Annotated in this window: 16 protein-coding genes, 8 tRNA genes and 1 rRNA gene; 3 read left to right on the forward strand and 22 right to left on the reverse strand. The window is 48.4% G+C overall.

Going from position 1 to position 16612, the window contains the following annotated elements:
• The first annotated feature begins 3 nt into the window (after window positions 1-3).
• A complete protein-coding gene (locus AC6ESP_RS28020; RefSeq protein ID WP_497100055.1) occupies window positions 4-531 on the forward strand; it encodes a VanZ family protein in 528 nt (175 codons plus the stop codon).
• An 82-nt stretch (window positions 532-613) separates the two neighbouring features.
• Here the strand turns inward: AC6ESP_RS28020 and AC6ESP_RS28025 are convergent, their stop codons facing one another.
• Complete coding sequence (locus tag AC6ESP_RS28025; protein ID WP_497100057.1) at window positions 614-886, reverse strand: YqkE family protein; 273 nt, start codon at window positions 884-886, stop codon at window positions 614-616.
• A 186-nt stretch (window positions 887-1072) separates the two neighbouring features.
• On the opposite strand from AC6ESP_RS28025, the gene AC6ESP_RS28030 reads away from it, so the two are divergent.
• A complete protein-coding gene (locus tag AC6ESP_RS28030) occupies window positions 1073-2452 on the forward strand; it encodes a Glu/Leu/Phe/Val family dehydrogenase (RefSeq protein WP_497100058.1) in 1380 nt (459 codons plus the stop codon).
• A 66-nt stretch (window positions 2453-2518) separates the two neighbouring features.
• Here AC6ESP_RS28030 and AC6ESP_RS28035 read toward each other — a convergent pair whose 3' ends face one another.
• The 11 genes from AC6ESP_RS28035 to AC6ESP_RS28085 form a co-directional block, all read right to left on the reverse strand.
• Window positions 2519-2809: a hypothetical protein gene (locus AC6ESP_RS28035; RefSeq protein WP_497100059.1), complete on the reverse strand. Its 291-nt coding sequence runs from the start codon at window positions 2807-2809 to the stop codon at window positions 2519-2521.
• Between the two features lie 24 nt (window positions 2810-2833).
• A complete protein-coding gene (locus AC6ESP_RS28040) occupies window positions 2834-4411 on the reverse strand; it encodes a glycosyl hydrolase (protein ID WP_497100060.1) in 1578 nt (525 codons plus the stop codon).
• 495 nt (window positions 4412-4906) lie between these two features.
• Entirely contained in the window at window positions 4907-5968 is a 1062-nt protein-coding gene (locus AC6ESP_RS28045; protein ID WP_497100061.1) for an ABC transporter substrate-binding protein, read from the reverse strand.
• Between the two features lie 26 nt (window positions 5969-5994).
• Window positions 5995-6327, reverse strand: a complete 333-nt coding sequence (locus AC6ESP_RS28050) for a 4Fe-4S binding protein (RefSeq protein ID WP_497100062.1) — start codon at window positions 6325-6327, stop codon at window positions 5995-5997.
• Window positions 6324-7931 (reverse strand): FAD-dependent oxidoreductase, encoded by a 1608-nt coding sequence (locus AC6ESP_RS28055; protein ID WP_497100064.1) that lies wholly within the window; start codon window positions 7929-7931, stop codon window positions 6324-6326. Before AC6ESP_RS28055 ends, AC6ESP_RS28050 begins: the two co-directional genes overlap by 4 nt.
• Before the next feature lie 104 nt (window positions 7932-8035).
• Window positions 8036-8890, reverse strand: coding sequence for an ABC transporter permease (locus tag AC6ESP_RS28060; protein WP_497100065.1), 855 nt, complete (start codon window positions 8888-8890; stop codon window positions 8036-8038).
• A 12-nt stretch (window positions 8891-8902) separates the two neighbouring features.
• On the reverse strand, window positions 8903-9703 hold the full coding sequence (locus tag AC6ESP_RS28065; protein ID WP_497100066.1) for an ABC transporter permease: 801 nt from the start codon (window positions 9701-9703) through the stop codon (window positions 8903-8905).
• Window positions 9704-9725: 22 nt separating this feature from the next.
• Window positions 9726-10499, reverse strand: a complete 774-nt coding sequence (locus tag AC6ESP_RS28070) for an ABC transporter ATP-binding protein (RefSeq protein ID WP_497100068.1) — start codon at window positions 10497-10499, stop codon at window positions 9726-9728.
• Window positions 10500-10764: 265 nt separating this feature from the next.
• Window positions 10765-11622 carry a class II fructose-bisphosphate aldolase gene (locus tag AC6ESP_RS28075; protein ID WP_497100070.1) on the reverse strand — a complete coding sequence of 286 codons (858 nt, stop codon included), beginning with the start codon at window positions 11620-11622 and terminating at the stop codon, window positions 10765-10767.
• A 262-nt stretch (window positions 11623-11884) separates the two neighbouring features.
• Window positions 11885-12370 carry a hypothetical protein gene (locus AC6ESP_RS28080; protein WP_497100072.1) on the reverse strand — a complete coding sequence of 162 codons (486 nt, stop codon included), beginning with the start codon at window positions 12368-12370 and terminating at the stop codon, window positions 11885-11887.
• Between the two features lie 125 nt (window positions 12371-12495).
• Entirely contained in the window at window positions 12496-13731 is a 1236-nt protein-coding gene (locus AC6ESP_RS28085; RefSeq protein WP_497100073.1) for an aminopeptidase, read from the reverse strand.
• A gap of 231 nt (window positions 13732-13962) precedes the next feature.
• On the opposite strand from AC6ESP_RS28085, the gene AC6ESP_RS28090 reads away from it, so the two are divergent.
• Window positions 13963-14439: an SEC-C metal-binding domain-containing protein gene (locus AC6ESP_RS28090; protein ID WP_497100074.1), complete on the forward strand. Its 477-nt coding sequence runs from the start codon at window positions 13963-13965 to the stop codon at window positions 14437-14439.
• Window positions 14440-14493: 54 nt separating this feature from the next.
• Here AC6ESP_RS28090 and AC6ESP_RS28095 read toward each other — a convergent pair whose 3' ends face one another.
• The 10 genes from AC6ESP_RS28095 to AC6ESP_RS28140 all read right to left on the reverse strand — a co-directional run.
• A complete protein-coding gene (locus AC6ESP_RS28095; protein ID WP_497100075.1) occupies window positions 14494-15480 on the reverse strand; it encodes a Gfo/Idh/MocA family protein in 987 nt (328 codons plus the stop codon).
• Between the two features lie 126 nt (window positions 15481-15606).
• Window positions 15607-15683 (reverse strand) — tRNA-Pro (locus AC6ESP_RS28100).
• Window positions 15684-15690: 7 nt separating this feature from the next.
• Window positions 15691-15767: transfer RNA gene (locus AC6ESP_RS28105), tRNA-Arg, on the reverse strand.
• Between the two features lie 5 nt (window positions 15768-15772).
• A tRNA-Gly gene (locus tag AC6ESP_RS28110) sits at window positions 15773-15847 on the reverse strand.
• Between the two features lie 7 nt (window positions 15848-15854).
• Window positions 15855-15941: transfer RNA gene (locus AC6ESP_RS28115), tRNA-Leu, on the reverse strand.
• Window positions 15942-15962: 21 nt separating this feature from the next.
• Window positions 15963-16038, reverse strand: a tRNA-Thr gene (locus AC6ESP_RS28120).
• An 18-nt stretch (window positions 16039-16056) separates the two neighbouring features.
• Window positions 16057-16133, reverse strand: a tRNA-Asp gene (locus AC6ESP_RS28125).
• A 12-nt stretch (window positions 16134-16145) separates the two neighbouring features.
• Window positions 16146-16221: transfer RNA gene (locus AC6ESP_RS28130), tRNA-Val, on the reverse strand.
• Window positions 16222-16227: 6 nt separating this feature from the next.
• Window positions 16228-16302, reverse strand: a tRNA-Glu gene (locus AC6ESP_RS28135).
• Between the two features lie 100 nt (window positions 16303-16402).
• Window positions 16403-16612 (reverse strand): 23S ribosomal RNA (locus tag AC6ESP_RS28140); the annotation flags it as partial.

A 16612-nucleotide genomic window follows, 5' to 3' on the forward strand; every position in this document is an offset into this window, starting at 1 on the left:
ACGATGAAGCTGAGGCAAGCGATGATCACAAGTGTGCAACTCCTACTGCTCCTCATTTATTTATACTTACTCGTCAAGCTGATCCTGTTCAAGCTAGGGCCTATCAGCCTGTCCTATCTTCTCAGCCAGCTCCAGAGCACGCTGGACAATCCTGAACGAATCCTCCTTCGGAACGGCAATTACACGCCATTCAAGGAAATCTCCAGAGGCATGAATGAAATGGCGCTCTCGAATCCCTATTCGTACAGCAATCTATGGGGGAACATTATCGCCTTTATTCCGCTTGGCATCTTCATTCCTGTTATGCTCAAGCTGCGCAGGACTGGCTTCATAGGGGTGCTTCTCCTATCCTTTGGTCTAAGCTTATCCTTCGAGGTCACACAGCTTCTCTTGTATATTGGGACCTTCGATGTGGATGATCTGATATTAAATACTTCAGGAGGCTTAGTGGGCTATGTAGGGTTCGTTATATTCAAAATCCTTATTGGATGGATTAAGAAAGAGCGGCCACTCCCCGTACAAACCGTATAATACAAAAAAGGAATCTCGCGAATGACAGCGATGATTCCTTTTTTGTCTGAGTGCTGCTTTTCTTATGCTTACAGCACTGATCCTATTTATGTTTACGCCAATCCTGCTTATCATTATTGAGCAAATACTCCATATCGTTCTCCAGCCGCTTCTGCTCTTGCTTCCGAGCTGCTTCAGCCTGCTCCAGCGCTGCTTGCTTCTGCTTCTGCTCATCTGCCTTCAGCTCATCTGATTGCTGCTTCAGCTTGCTCAGCACATCTGCGCTCAGCAGATCCTTAAGCGTAGGCGCTTTATCCTCGCGTGCTGCGGGACTGGAGGTGTTATGGGAACGGCCTGCTTTTGTTTTCTTTGACAATGAAATCACCTCATCTAACGTTCATTGCCGACTATTATACCATAATGAGCCCGAGGGTACGCAGCATTTTATAGATAACGATCGCTCCTTTGTTTTGGTTTTGAGCGGCAGTATGGTACCATGGAAGGATACATATCCCAGACTTATCAGCACTACCACTATGCATCATCAGGAGGTCGTTCAGATTTGGCAAACCAGACAGGAGCCATCGTACAGCAATCCTTGAATGTGTTAATGGAGGATCAAGCTTTTCTACCGAATTTGCAAGACCAAGCTAGAGAACAGGCGTTTCATTCTCTTGGTGCTATTCTTTCTACACCCAATAGAGTTCACAAAGCTTTCCTGCGCGTACCGACCGATAACGGCAACGTGGTTCGTATACCGGCTTATCGTATCCAGCATAATGATACCCTGGGCCCTTATAAGGGGGGAATTCGATTCCACGAGTCGGTTAACGAAGAGGAAGTAACGAATCTGGCGGCGCTGATGACGCTGAAGAATGCCCTCCACGAGGTACCGTTCGGCGGCGGCAAAGGCGGCGTTGTCATTAACCCACGCAACTATTCGGCCAAAGAGCTTTACTTTATATGCAAAAAATATGTCCAGTACTTCAGCGATGTGCTTGGACCAGACAAAGATATTCCAGCACCCGATATGGGCACGGGCGAGCGTGAGATGGATTGGATGATGGCTGAGTACAAAAGCATTCATCCAGGACACGCATACCTTGGCAGCTTTACCGGCAAGAGCGTTGCAAGCGGCGGCTCATTAGGACGCCGGGAAGCGACTGGCAAAGGCGTGTATTTCACCTTCCGCTATATGCTGCATGATTTCCTGAAGGAGCAGAGCGGATGGCTCGCTGGCAGCTCCAACGCCTATGCGCAGACTGCGCTTGCTCATGCCGGCAAGTCACTCAGCATCGCTATACAAGGCTTCGGCAACGTCGGCTCTGTAACAGCGCTTGAAGCTTACAAATGTCCCTACCTGCACAACAAAGTGGTTGCCGTAAGCGACCGCAGCGTGACGCTGTACGATCCGGATGGATTATCGATTCCTGCGCTTATCGACTATGCGGCAGCTCATCAAGGTGATCTTCCTGCCACCGAATCCGAATTAGCGCTGCTGGGCATGAAGGCACAGGTGCTGAAGCGTGAGGATGTGCTCTACTTGGACGTCGACGTGCTCATTCTTGCAGCGCTGGAGGAGCAGGTTCGCCAAGACAATGTGGAAATGGTGAAAGCCCGTATTGTTGTAGAAGGAGCGAACGCGCCAGTTACCGGAGAGGCTGATGCGGTGCTTGCGGCCAAGGGTGTGATCGTCATCCCTGATATTCTCGCGAATGCGGGCGGCGTAATCGTCTCGTATTTCGAATGGCTGCAAGGCCGGGAGACTCAGTTCTACAACGAGGCTGAGGTGTACAAGATGCTGTATGCCAAAATGCAGGGAACACTCAGTGCGCTGCTTCCATCCTTCTTCGGTGATCCGCATCCACTGCGCCAGAATTGCTACAACCATGCCGTTTTGAAGCTGTCCAACGTGCTGTACCGACAGGGCAAGCTGTATTAACAACTAAAGGCCTATGACTGCAGGATAGATATCCCGCTGTCATAGGCCTTCTTGTTGTATATAAGCTTATCCTTCGTTTGCTTCAGATAGAAACTTAATATGCTGCAGGTTGTTCTTAATCTCCGACTGGAGCAATTGAATCGTATTGTAATGCGGCTCTAGCTGAGGCTCCAGCTGCTCTGTCGTCGTTCCCTCTAGCTTAGCGATATACACCAGCTTCCCGATCGCCGTGTACTGCTTCTCCATTTCATTCGTCTTCGTATGGTTCTGCATCTTCAGCTTGTTAATTTCCACAACAACCTTCGCTTTGCTGCCCGCTTCTGACACACCTGCTTTTACTTTATCAAAAAAACTCATGGAACAGCCCTCCTCATCATGTCATTATGCCTTCTTCACCGTGAACGTCTTTCTTGATGCTTCCCTACTCTTCGAATCGTATACAATAACCTCCAATTTATGACTACCGGACTTCCATTTATCCGGTTGAATCGCGAATGAATACGGATATTGCTGCTTCGTAGATACGGTAACACCATCAATCTTCACGATCACTTTACTAATATATGGATCATACGTCTTGACCCATACAATACCTGTAGCAGGCTTGCTCAGCGTCCCTTGGTTAACGAACCTCGTTACGGATTTCCCATAGCTGGTCTGACTGCTCGACTGACTCACCTTCGATAAGTAATAAGGGTCCTTAATCATCCTGCTATAGGCTTGCAGCACCGAAGCATTCTCTGTCAGACTGAAGTTGTTCAGGCTTCTGTCTGCGCTATGAGAATCGGTCAGCGTATTCAGACTGAACCAATTAATGGACTTCAGACGTGGATACTTCAGCTTCGCGCCGTGATAGAGCATGTTCATTTTCGTAATAGCGAAGTTGATTGTCGTCGTATTACCTGCCTTGCTGAAATGCGTCGCGCCATATTCACTAACCATAATCGGCTTGCGTTCGGCATATTCCTGATACACATAGTCCAGAGAGTCTAGCGGATTTACTTGATCGGCGGGGCTCTTCACATCACCATTGAAATATTTGACGCTATAGATGCTAAGGCCGACCCAATCGACCCAATTATCACCGGGGTAATACGAATTGATCTTCTGCTTCGGATTCGCTGCTGGCGACCATACCATAGCAACGTTAGGCGCATCTTCCTTCATTACCTTGGATATAAGCCGGAATTTCTCAATATAGAGCGCAGGATTGCCGTTCCACTTCACCCAGCTGCCATTCATCTCGGATGCAAAACGCAGGAACACAGGCACTCCCGCCGCCTGCGCATCCTTGGCGAACTTGCGAAGATAAGCATTATCCTTGACGCTGCTAAGACCATCCTCAGGCTGAACAGCAAGCTGAATTGCGCCTCCGGCAGCCTTTACCTGCTTCGCCCAGTTATAGGGGAACGGGCTTCCGTACTTATGATACGTAAAATACACCGCATGCTGCTTCCCTGTCAACTTATTGAAGCCATTGAACTTCTCTTCCTTCAGCTTCTCGACACCGCTGTCCTTATCTACGAAGGCGCCTATGTACATCCCGCTCACCGGCTCGAATTTCGCCAGCTTGCTGCTGCCAGTCGCCGAGCTGCCTTGACCGTCCTTCTCCAGATACAGCTCGATTTCCGTATTCAGCGCATCCGCTTTAGCAAGAACCGCATAATAGGTATTCAGGTCACCCGATTTCTGTCCAATCTTCAAGTGAATCTTGGCTTCGCGATAATACGTGTCTGCTGCCTTTTGGAATTGCTTATCCAGCTCATAAGCCTCAGCCAGCTTTCGCAAATATCCCGCTTGCTCGGACTGCTTCACAGCTTGCTCGAATTCGTAGATCGCCTTCTTAATGCTTCCCTGCTTCATATACTTGACGCCATTATTATAATGGGTCCAGTGATGGGTCACTGCTGCACTCGCATGCTTAGCCGCAGGAAGTGTGATGGCTGCTGCTAATGTCAAACATAAGAGAATACGCAACCCTATGAGCATCCTTTGTCCTTGTTTCTGCTGCATGTCTCATTTCCACCTCTAATCTATCAAGTTGTATGTCATTGGTCTTGATCTAATACCCTCTATTCCCCTACAAGTTGCGCTGTTCAAACAGAAAAGGGGAATAAATCCTTATTTACCTTGTACGGTACAGGGGTTCAACGCGTTTCGAATGAATGGGATCAGTGGTTCAATATCGCTCCTCACACAACGACAAATAAAGCCTACAGCTGTGATGAACGTTCACCCACAGCAAGGATCACCTTCAACAAGTGATCCTTCCTATTCCTGCTTGCAGGTTATCGTTCAAGCTATACAGCTCTAGGCTTAGCTTGCTTATGGAGACACAGCTCTACTGTCTACTTACAGCACACTTTCCAAAAACTCCACCGTTACCTCGAACGCCTCTTCCAGCTGCTGTGTCGCTCCCTCATTGGGATGCACGGCGCACGCTCCCTATTCTCCTTATTCCTGCTTCAACACCCACTCATTAATATCGAAGTCGTTATCCGCCAGCTTTTCCTCTACGAGGAAGTTTTTCGTTCCTTCGAGCAGCTTCAACCCTTCATCTGTGAAAGGCACATCCTTGATATTCTTAATTGGAGTAACCTGCTTCACAAGCTCAGGTGTCGTCTTCTGGATTTGAGCAACGAGCTCGTAATATTCCTCCTCATGCTGGAGCAAATCTGCAAGCGCCTTTTGGCGAATTTCATTCCATACCTTCGGGAAGTCAGGGAATTTCTCCAGATACTCCTCAGATACGACAGTAGCATTACTACCATATAGATCAGGATGCTTGGTAGCGTCATCGAGGTGCACGAAGCCTTGTTCAATCTGCTTGAGCGCATGAATCCCGTTATTCGTCATCGCATCTATCTCTCCGCGTGCGAGCGCCGCTTCTCCATCTGGACGCAGCAGATGGATGAGCTTATAATCCTTAACGCCTTCTTCCTTCAGCAAGCCGACGACGTAACGGTGCATGAAGGAGCCTTTTTGAATGCCGATCGTCTTTCCTTCCAATTCCTTAACGGACGTTACCCCGCCGCTCTTGCCGATCAAATAACCGATATTATCAGTCGATGCCTGTGTAATGAGCCTTGTCTTCGCCCCTGAGGAATGAGCTAGTATAGCAGGTGTATCTCCCAGACTGCCGAAATCAAGCCGACCGCTTATTAGCGCTTCACTCTGGTCGGGACCATTCGGGAAAGCGGTGAGCTTCACTTCTGTTATCCCGTATTTTTTTAGCTCCTCCTGAATAATGCCTGTATGGAAGCCCCAGCCTTCAGCCCCTGCTGGAAGGTTCAGATCATTGAGGCCAATGTAGCCGTAGTTCAGAACGGTCGGGACATTGCTCTTCCCTTCTTCTGCCCCACCCTGACTTACAGCTCCTTCAGCCGACTCATTCGCTTTCTCTGAACTCACATTATTATCCGATCCGCATGCTTGGATTATTAACAAAATAAAAACAAGTGCAGCAAGCACCCCTAATTTATACGTTATAAAAAAGACCCCTTTAGGCTGATTCATCTCTCTCGTTCCCCTCTCGTCTCCCATTAGAAAGTCGTTTTCAGTGCTAATTGATACATATATTCATGACTGGATACAGGCTTTCTCCCCCGTCCCCAGCCTACCTTCTCGCGATAACCGCCGAGCACCCCCTGCTGCTCGATCTCAGCTTCATTCACATGAATCAAAGCCTCGGAATCAGGAGCGACATACATGGCATCAACCGGGCAATACAGCTCACACATGAAGCAGGTCTGGCAATCGCTCTGACGCGCAATAACAGGAACGCCGTCCACGACACGGTCGAATACGTTGGTTGGACATACATTGACACACTGGTTGCATTGCACGCATTTCGATTCGCTAATGATCTCAATCATGATGGTACGGCCTCCTTCTTCACTTCCTCTGTACGTACAGACACTTGATCTAACCCGCTTGTAATCAGCCGGTAATGCTGCTCACCATCGAGCTCAGGGAAATCCTCTCGCTTATGCATCCCTCTAGTTTCTGTTCGAGCAATCGCCGAGTTATACATCCATCTTGCCGTCGCCGTCATTGCAGCTGCTTCCCGCGCTTTCACCCCTTGGGCGTTCAGAGTTACCGCTTGCCCACGAATGTCCTTCCATAGGCCATCCAGCCTTACGATGGACTCCTTCAAGCCTTTCTCCGTACGGAACAGATTACGATCGTAGGGTGCAACCTCCTCCTGAACGGCACGCGTATGCTCCTCCGTACGTGCAGCAGTCTGCTCTGTTGACCTCGACGTCAATGGTGTAGAAGACAAGCCGTGCAGCCTTCTTGACAGCCCTCGCTCCCCTAACCCTAGTGCGAACAATGCCGCCCCTTCTCCTGCAAAAGATCCCGAGGACATCGCCCATGCCGCATTATGGCTGCCGCCTCCAGTGAACCCTCCGCATATCAGCTCACGCGTTGCCGCATCGCCTGCTGCATATAAGCCTGGCACCTTCGTCGCGCAATAATCATCGACGATCTGAATGCCCCCCGTACCTCGAACCGTGCCTTCCAGTCGGAGAGTGACGGGGAACAAATCCTTGAATGGATCGATGCCCTGTCTGTCGAATGGCAGGAAGAAATTCGTCTGTCCGATCCGAAGCAGAGGATGAATATCCTGCGGTGCCTGATCAAGGCGGGCATATACCTGACGCCCCTCGAGCAGATTACGTGCAATAACCGAGCGGCCTTTGGTCGAACCTGCCCCCTCCACAACCGTTCCATCCTCATAATAGAAGCTGGCATACCTGTAGTAGGCGGTTTTCGTTACCGATGAGAACGTTGGCGAGATCGCATAAGCATTCGAGAACTCCATGCCTGACAGCTCTGCTCCTGCTTCAGCGGCGAGCAGATAGCTATCACCTGTCAGAACGTTACAGCCAAGCGCCCTGCTTAGGAATGCGCAGCCTCCAGCTGCAATGACAACCGCCCCTGCACGAACCGTCCACGTTCCGCCTGCCTGCGTGCGGACACCCGATGCTCCGCCGACGCCATGCTCGTCTGCCAGAAGCTCTAGAACAGGGCTGTGATCCAATATTTTCACACCGGATTTCAATACCATTTTACGCATGAGACGCATATATTCCGGGCCCTGAAGCCCTTTGCGGTACTGCGTACCGTTATCATCAAGTGGGAATGGGTATCCCCAGCTGCCAATCGTATTCATATTCTCATACGTACGATCGAGCACACGATCCATCCATCTATTCTCTGCGAGCTTGCCGCCCATCCCATACCTGCTCTGCTTCGCTTGCTCTCTGAGCTGCTCATCCGGCTTCACATACCAGACTCCCGTCCCAGATGGGGCAGTCGCTCCACTAGAGCCGCAGTAGCCTTTATCCACCAGAATGACTTTAGCACCCTTGGACGCAGCGGTAATCGCTGCCCACGTTCCCGAAGGCCCACCGCCAATAACGAGCACATCCGCATCTAACTGTAAATTCAATGAACCTTCTGCTGCCAAGCTCATTCCTTCAACCTCCCATAGTTTCAGTTATCACATCTATGAATCAGATCTCCAGTCTACTGGTGGATGACAAGCATTTGGCACAAGTGACTACGACCATTCTCAAGCTAACCCAGATAGCTGTCCCGCCAATCCAGCCATCTTCTCTCAAGCCGCCTTACCAGTGAATCGAACAGCTTGCCGACAATCGCGAATATAATCACACCGATGAAAATCAGCTCCGTTACGGATGTCTGCTTGCCGATGTTGATTATGAATCCGATACCAGCCTGAGAACCGATTAATTCAGCTACAACCAGACCGAGCCAGGATACAGCAAGCGATGTTCGTATACCAAGTAGAATATGGGGTGAAGCTGCCGGAACAACTAACCTCGTAATCTGCTTGTATTTATTGAATTCCAATACCCGCGTTACATCGAACAACCGATTATCTACGCTGCGTATCCCCATGAACGTATTGATGTACATCGGGAAAATTGCACCGTTAGCGATAATGAAAATTTTCGACGTTTCCCCGAATCCGAACCACAGCAGAATAAGTGGGGCTAGCGCCAAATGAGGAATCATCCGCAGCATCTGAATCGTCGGATCAAGCACATATTCTGCATTCCTTGAGAAGCCAACCAGTAAGCCGAGCAGGAAGCCAAGTCCTCCGCCGATCAAAAAGCCTGCGGCAGCGCGCTGTATACTAATTCCCAGATGGACGAACAGCTCTCCTGTTTCAATTAGCTCTTGAACATGTACGGCAATCATCGCAGGTGTAGGAAGGAAAAAAGTCGATATCCATCCCAAGCTGCCAGCTAGCTGCCAGAGCAATACAATACCAATCGGGATGGCTGCTCCCACAGCTAGATCATTGCCTCTAGCTCTCCATTTTGCGTTAAGCTTGATGTCATACTTCGTTCGTTTCGTATTGCCGCTTGCCCGCGATCGTACGACAAGATCAACCGGATTGCTCATCTCCGCTCCCCCCTAACCTTCATAGCTGTCTCGCCACTGCAGCAGCCTGCGCTCCAACAGCTTCACAAGGGAATCGGTCAGCTTCCCGACAACAGCGAATATAATAATGCCTACGAATACAACCGGTGTTTTGCTGAATTGTCTGGCATCAGACATGAGATAGCCTATACCAGAAGTTGAAGCCATTAATTCTGCCACGACAAGGCCAAGCCAGGATAGGCCGAGCGACAATCTCAGGCCCAGCAGTATACTCGGCATTGCTGCAGGAATAACGAGCCGGATCAGTTGCTTGAAGCGATTGAACCCGAGAACTTTGGCTACATCGAACAGCTTATTGTCTACATTCCGAATGCCAAGAAAGGCATTGATATAGAGTGGAAAAAAAGCGCTTTTGGCGATCAGCAGAACCTTGGACTCCTCACCAATGCCGAACCACAATACGAATAGCGGGACGACGGCTAAGCTCGGGATCATCCGAATCATCTGAATCGTTGGATCAAGCGCTCTCTCTGTCTGGCGGAACATCCCGACCAATATACCAGTCAGCAGCCCAAAGCCACCTCCTAGCAAGAACCCTAATCCCGCCCGTGTGACACTAATTTGCAAATGCTCTACCAGCTTTCCCGAGCCCAGCAGCTTGGCCGCAGCCTGCGCAATCATAAGCGGAGGCGGGAAGAGCAGTGTCGAGATATAGCCCAGCTGACCGAATACCTGCCATAATACGAGTAGAGTGACGGGAAGAATGGAGCCTAACAGAACAATCTTGGCTTTCGACACCCCAATGGCACGAGCCGCTTCTGGTGATGACTGCATGCGATTCCCTCCTTGTGCTTGATTAGATCCCTGCGCCGTCCGTTAGCTGAAGCTCCTCAATTTTCTCGAATTCGCTTAGCACCTTGTATCGAAATTCCTGAAAGCCCGTACTCGCCTTCTTGCGAGGGAACAGCAGATCAACAGGAATAATACTCTGTATCTCCCCAGGGCGAGGCTTCAGTACGACAACTCGGTTGGCAAGAGCCACCGCTTCGTCGATATCATGAGTGACGAAGATCATCGTAGTCTTATTCGTCTGCCAGATATCTAACAGCACCTCCTGCATATGCGTCCTAGTGAAAGCATCCAGTGCTCCGAACGGTTCATCAAGCAGCAGAATCTTCGGCTTGCGCAGAAGCGCTCTTGCAATCGCAACACGCTGCGCCATCCCGCCGGACAGCTCTCTCGGATATGATTTCTCGAAGCCCTTCAGCTTCACCAGCTCAATCAATTCATCCACTCTGCGTCGGATATCGGGATTCCGCAGTGATTGATCAGCAGCGATATTCTTCTCCACCGTAAGCCAAGGGAATAAGCGCGGCTCTTGAAAAATAAATCCCTTCTCAATTCCCGGGCCTGTCACCTGCTTCCCGCTTAGCTCAACGCTCCCGTTGTATTCCACATCCAGCCCGGCAACGATCTTGAGAAGCGTACTCTTGCCACAGCCGCTCGGGCCAATAACAGTAATGAACTCTCCCTCCTTCACCGTGAGATGGATCTGAGCAAGGGCTTGAACGGAGCCTTTACTGGATTGAAAGCTTTTGCTCAGTTGTCTAATTTCGAGTATATCTGCCATCTGTTATCATCCTCTCGTCTACTGTAGAAGGTTCGAAAATCACAAAAAAGGCATCCTCAGATCAAGCTTGAGAATGCCTCCGTTAGAACGGTTGACAGTTATACCGTATTATTCTTATAAGTTTGGTTGCCATTAAAGATAACAAGAAATACAGATGCTGTCAATGCTTTTTCAACAATATAATTAGAAGCCCTATATATAAATAAAAGCCGGAGCAGCTGCACATACACATTGCAGCCACCCCAGCTTTTATGCTGAATAAATATTAAGCTTTGTTGGAAGAACCGAATTCACGGATTTTGCCCATAACCGTTTGCTTGATAGCTTCACGGCCTGGTGCCAAGAATTTACGTGGATCGAATACTTCTGAATCAGAAGTAAGGATTTCACGAGCAACTTTTGTGAACGCGATTTGGTTCTCAGTGTTAACGTTGATTTTTGCAGTTCCCAGTGAGATCGATTTCTTGATGTCCTTTGTAGGGATTCCTGTACCACCGTGCAATACCAATGGAAGCTTGATTGTTTGGCAAATTTCTTCCATTTCTTTGAAGCCCAGGTTAGGCTCGCCTTTGTAAGGACCATGTACAGAACCAAGTGCAGGAGCCAGGCAGTCAATTCCTGTGCGCTCTACAAGCTCTTTACATTCTTGTGGATCAGCATAGATAACGCCATCAGCGATTACGTCATCTTCTTGTCCGCCAACAGTTCCAAGCTCAGCTTCTACAGAAACACCGCGCTCATGAGCGTAAGCAACAACTTGTTGAGTTGTTTTTATGTTCTCTTCGAACGGGGAGTGGGAAGCATCGATCATAACAGAAGTGAATCCTGCATCGATAGCTTCTTTACATTTCTCAAAGCTTGAACCGTGGTCCAGGTGAATCGCAACTGGAACTGTGATTTTCATTTCTTCAATAAGGGATTTCACGATTGAAGTTACAACTGTGAAACCACCCATATAACGAGCTGCGCCTTCAGATACACCAAGAATAACTGGTGATTTCTCTTCTTGAGCAGCGCCAAGGATAGCTTGAGTCCACTCCAGGTTATTGATGTTGAATTGACCAACCGCGTAACCTTCTTGCAAACCTTTGTTCAGCATTTCTTTCATTGAAACTAATGCCATGTTAAATCCTCCTTCAAAATAATTGCAAATTGACAAGCTGACTAGACTTTACAATCATACCCCATTGATATGTAGTTTAAAAATGCGTTTGTAAACTATAATCGGTATGGGACGAACGGAATGGGCATTTCCACGTTCACGTTCTTCTTCTAATAGTACATGTTATCATAAAAATCATTGTAAGACTACCTTTCGACGCCGTATTCTTGCTTCTTCATGTCGAAGAGCACGAGAATAAGTCTCATACCGTAGAACAGCCACACTAACTGAATACCGTCAACAGCTCAGCTTTAAGCCAGTCATCCAGTCCTGCCTTTTCCATAATTAAGCTGTTCTGCTCTCGGTCATAAGGATGTATATCCATTATCATTTTGCGGTCCAGCTTTTTAAAATATTGATCTTGATTAGCGTACGTAATGGTCATGTAGTAATCGTAAACAGCAACCGTGCTTGTCCTGTACTCTAATTGATACACATAAATACTTTCAATGCTTTCTACAGGAGGTAAGCTCTCCGGTTTACCCGTTTGTATCCACTCTTGAAAGGCATTGAGCTTTGCCGGGTCACTTTCTGCTATTATGAGTTCAGGTTGAACGCTGTTGGAATCATTCTTATATATCGACCTGTCTATGCCGATTAATTTCGCTCTTGTCGTACTGTCCAGTGCTTTCTCATTGGTACCAGTAGAGCATGAAGTGACTAGTATTAGCGATAGTAGGAAAAATAATAACAGCACATTTTTCTTCATTTTGATACTCCTCTATTTTTCAAACCTTCCTAACTCAATATTATTATCATACAAAATTATGAATGAATTGAGCTATAAAAAAACATCCTCAAGTTGAACTTGAGAATGCCTCCCTATACCTACTACTAAATCGCCCAATTCCCTTTGCGGAAGATCGGAACTACTGTACCATCATGCAGAATACCGTCGATATCCATCTCAGCAGAGCCGATCATGAAGTCATTATGTGTAATGCTCGCATTAACACCAGCAGCAACAAGCTCCTCAGGTGTCATTTTCTTGCCGCCTGTCACATTGAACGCATACCCACTGCCAATGGCCAGATGATTCGATGCATTCTCATCGAACAGCGTGTTATAGAACAAAATATTCGATTGCGAGATCGGCGATTCATGCGGCACAAGTGCCACTTCTCCGAGATAATGTGAGCCTTCGTCCGTATCGACGAGTCTCTGTAGAATCTCTTGTCCTTCCTCTGCTTCTACCTTAATAATACGTCCATTCTCGAATGTCAGCTTGAAGCGATCAATAATATTACCGCCATAGCTGAGCGGCTTCGTGCTCGATACATAACCGTTCACACCTGTCTTGAGAGGTACTGTGAATACTTCCTCCGTCGGCATGTTAGCCATGAATGGCACATTATTCTCATTCACACTGCCTGCTGCTACCCAGATGTGCTTCTCAGGCAGCTCAATCGTCAGATCCGTACCTGGAGCTGTGTAATGCAGCTTGTGAAAATGCTGCTCATTCAGCTTCTGGCCTTTGGAATGCAGCGTAGCGTCATGGTCCTTCCAAGCTTGAACGGGATCATCCGCATGCAGTCTGACCGAGTCAAAGATCGCATTCCATAGCAGCTCTACAGCTTCCTCTGGGGATGCTTCTGGGAATACCTTCTGAGCCCACTCCTGGCCTGCTGCCGCTACAACAGTCCAGCTGACCTTATCGGATTGCGTAGCTCTGCGGAACTCCTGCAGCCCTTGTCCTGCAGCCTTCTGGTAATTTGCAATTCTTTGGGAGTCGATTCCCTTCAGCAGATCAGGGCTGGACGACACGATGGAGATAAACACTGCCCCACGCTCCATGAATGAATTGCGCTTGGCTGTCTCCCATTCCGGATAACGGGTGAATACGTCATCGGAAGCTTTCTCATATTTCAAACGGGACAGCTCGTCATCGACCCAATCTACATGTACATTGCTTGCCCCTGCCTCATAAGCTTTGCGTGCAACAAGCCTTACGAGTGTGGCATTCGTAACCGTTCCTGTAACAAATACCTCCTGCCCCTTCTGTACGTTGACCCCAGTACGCACGATTAGTTCCGCATATTTACTCAAGTTGTTCTCGAATTGGTTCGTCATTTGGGTATGCTCCTTGCATTCTTAATAATTGTAAGTACATCCAACAGTCAAGCTATGCCCTATTATACCAATAAATTAAGGGTCAATGAAACTTCTCCCATACGTACATCGAATAGTCATCATCTATAACCATTATTCGCCAGAGAATGTCCGAATAACCTTTTTGTGCTATAATGGAGAAATACATTTTTCGTAAATGATTTACGCATGAAGGAGAATTTACACACTATTATGTCTAAATTAGGTAGAAATGAACTATGCCATTGCAGTAGTGGCCTGAAATACAAAAAATGCTGTATGAAAAAAGATGAAGAAGCCGCAAGAATAGCTGAAGCTGCCAAAGGCAAAAGAACCTTTGAAGCAGTGTCCGATATCGTACGACTGGTCGACCAGGAAATGACTTGGGAGAACCCGATCTATCCTATGCTAGCCCATCATTTGATTGCATCCATGAGACAGGACTACAAGTATGAGCATATCGCCATGGCGATCATGATCTGGCATGATTACACGACTACAATTAAGCCGACATTCCGTAAAATGGGTGCCTTTTCCGCCGCGCTGGAATATATGGTTAGCGAAGTAACAGATACAGCAAGAACGCAGAATGAGCTTGCTGAGAAATACGAAGTGTCTGCCACGACTGTATCGAAACGATACCAAGAGATGGCTACATTCCTAATGAAGCAATTAGATGAAAAAGCGTAATAGAAAGGCTGTTCCGGCATAATTGCTGGAACAGCCTTTTCTGTATCCGGATTCTTATAGATCCGCCGGGAATTTCAATCCAATCTGTCTGCGCGCTTCGTCCATAATCTCCATAACGATCAAGGAATTAGCATAGGAGTTAATTGGCGACTCCAGCTGGCCGACACGGATCAGCTCGGCGAAGGCCTCAATCTCATACAGCATGGAATTGCTCGCCTGAGGCTTGCTGACGTCCTCCTCCGGTCTTCCATCGCGATATTGGAGACGTACACTAGCAGGCTGGCTAATCCGCTCTACGATCAAGTTAGCCGCTTCTCCTTGTATCTCCGTTGGAAGGGTTGAATTGGAGATCTTGGAGTGAAGCAGCACCGCCTCCATATCCCCATAGCTCAGAATGAGGCTGCCTTTGCCATCAACGCCTGACTCGAGCATAACTGCGCTTGCCTTCACGCTATCCGGCTTACCGAATAACACGACAAGCGGATAGATGCAATAAGTACCTATATCCATTAATGAGCCGTTCGAGAATTCGGGCAAAAATGCATTCAGAACCTCTCCCTCTTTATACTTATCATAGCGGGAGGAGTATTGGCAGAACGATGCGAAGTAATTGCGCACCTTGCCCAGCTTAGGGAGGTTCTCCTTTATCGCTTGGAAGTTCGGCATTAACGTCGACTTCATCGCTTCCATCAGCAATACGTTGTTATCCTTGGCTGCAGCAATCATTTCCTTAAGCTCCCTGGAATTGGACGCAATCGGTTTCTCGCACAATACATGCTTGCCATGATTCATGAAGGTAATCGCATATTGCGCATGAAGAGAATTCGGACTTGCAATGTAGATGGCATCGATAACGTCGCTCTGTGCCATAGCCTCAATATCTGTGAAGGTGTGAGCAATCTGATGCTTAGCTGCATATTCCTGTGCACGCTCCGCGCTGCGCGAGTATATCGCTGCAACAGCTACATGCTCTGCTTGTCCAGCCGCATCCATGAAGCTTTCTGTTATAAAGTTAGAGCCAATAATTCCGATTCTGAGCATAGCTTATCGTACCTCTCATTCCTATTGAAGTGATTCATTCATTCTAACATATCGTGCGCTATGGGAAAAATCAAAAAAGCCTGCAACTCGCATGAGTGCGAATTACAGGCTTTGAACATTCAATAATGGTCGGGACGACACGATTTGAACATGCGACCCCCTGGTCCCAAACCAGGTGCTCTACCAAGCTGAGCTACGTCCCGTAAAAAATGGCGTGCCCTAAGAGATTCGAACTCCTGACCTTTTGATTCGTAGTCAAACGCTCTATCCAGCTGAGCTAAGGGCACAAAAATGGAGCGGAAGACGGGAATCGAACCCGCGACCCTCGCCTTGGCAAGGCGATGCTCTACCGCTGAGCCACTTCCGCATGCATATGGTGCGGTCGAGAGGACTCGAACCTCCACGGCTGTTACACCACTAGAACCTGAATCTAGCGCGTCTGCCAATTCCGCCACGACCGCATGCATATTAGTTGTAAAGAATGGTGCCGGCGAGAGGATTCGAACCCCCGACCTACTGATTACAAGTCAGTTGCTCTACCAACTGAGCTACACCGGCATATGAACTTTGTAAAAATGGCGGAGCTGACGGGATTCGAACCCGCGGTCTCCTGCGTGACAGGCAGGCATGTTAGGCCTCTACACCACAGCTCCGTATTGTATTAATGGTGGAGGCTGAGGGGATCGAACCCCCGACCCTCTGCTTGTAAGGCAGATGCTCTCCCAGCTGAGCTAAGCCTCCGAAATATGGTGACCCGTAGGGGAATCGAACCCCTGTTACCTCCGTGAAAGGGAGGTGTCTTAACCGCTTGACCAACGGGCCACATGAACAAGATTTTGCAACCTTGAAAACTGGATAGGAACATCAGATGATTCATGCTTTAGCTGCATGGCGGTTCTACACATACTCGTGTAGTTCCTGTTAGGATAAGCCCTCGACCGATTAGTATTCGTCAGCTGCACGCATTGCTGCGCTTCCACCCCGAACCTATCAACCTCGTCGTCTTCAAGGGGTCTTACTAAATTGGGAAATCTCATCTTGAGGGGGGCTTCGCGCTTAGATGCTTTCAGCGCTTATCCCGTCCGTACTTGGCTACCCAGCGGTGCTCCTGGCGGAACAACTGGTACACCAG

Source organism: Paenibacillus xinjiangensis (genome assembly GCF_059686975.1).